This window comes from Paenibacillus sp. A3 (assembly GCF_001399685.1).
Classification (GTDB): Bacteria; Bacillota; Bacilli; order Paenibacillales; family NBRC-103111; genus Paenibacillus_G.
Genome location: NZ_JTHN01000388.1, coordinates 1 through 1,162 on the forward strand (window position 1 = coordinate 1; position 1,162 = coordinate 1,162).

Annotated in this window: 2 protein-coding genes; both read right to left on the reverse strand. The window is 56.7% G+C overall.

Annotated features, from left to right (window positions below):
* A partial coding sequence (locus QJ48_RS34850) for an NAD(P)/FAD-dependent oxidoreductase (RefSeq protein ID WP_157261877.1) occupies positions 1-421 on the reverse strand: 421 nt, incomplete at its 3' end.
* Positions 422-562: 141 nt separating this feature from the next.
* The coding region (locus QJ48_RS34855; RefSeq protein ID WP_157261878.1) for a S9 family peptidase at positions 563-1,162 on the reverse strand (600 nt) is incomplete at its 5' end.

Sequence of the window (1,162 nt, forward strand, 5' to 3'; positions counted from 1 at the left end):
GGAAGAAGAAGCCGTCGCATGTCGCACAGGTGCTTACCCCGCGGCCGACGTTTTCCTTTTCTCCCGGAATACCGAGGTATTTCGCGGAAGCTCCGGTGGATACGATCACCGTTTCCGCTTGAATGTCGCCCATGCCTTCGACCGAAAGCGTGAATGGCCGCTTGGAGAGATCGGCTTTGTTCACCCATCCCGTCCGGAATTCGGCGCCGAAGCGCTCGGCCTGCTTACGCATATTATCCATTAATTCGGGGCCCATGATCCCTTCCGGGAAGCCCGGGAAGTTCTCGACCTCGGTCGTCGTCGTCAGTTGTCCTCCCGGCTCCGGACCTTCGATCACCAAGGGCTTCAATCCCGCTCTCGCCAAATAAATAGCCGCCGTCAACCCTCCGGGGCCGGTTCCGATAATTACGCTATTGTACATGATGTGTTCCTCCTTCATACTGCCTATCCTTAAGCTTTATCATATCTCCCTCGGAGACAGGTTGCATGAAGGTTTGATTAAGGTCACATGAAGGATTCATGAAGAAAGCGCAGGCGGCGGAGCCTTTCCTCCGCCATGCGGCTATGCTTCAAGATATTTCCGGAAGAAGCGGACAATTTCCGTATTCATCGCGATGTGATTTTCCATTTTCTCCGTCTGATGCCCTTCGTCCTCGAAAATAACCAACTTCGCTTCCTGGCCGCGGGCCCGCATGTCCGCATACAGCTGCTCGGCCTCGCTGACCGGAACGCGCGTATCGTTGCGGCCGTGGAAAATAAGCAGCGGCACCTTGATGTTCTGCGAATGGTTGAGCGGGGCGATCTCCTCGAAGAAGTCCGAATCGTCCGCCAGCGTGCCGTATTCCGCTTCGCGCAGCGCTCTGCGCCATTCCCCGGTATTTTCCAGAAACGTGCGGAAATGCGAGATGCCGACGATGTCCACCCCGGCCGCCCATAAATCCGGATAATGGGTGAGCGCGGCCAGCACCATAAACCCGCCGTAGCTTCGCCCCATAATGCCGATTTTGCCGGTATCGACCGTCGCGAAACGGCTCAAGTCCTTCACCATCCACGCCAGATCTGCCACCGCATCCATCCGTTTTCTCGCGTTGTCGAGGTTCAGGTACGTTTTGCCGTAGCCCATGCTGCCGCGGACGTTGGGCGTCACAACGTTAAAGCCTTG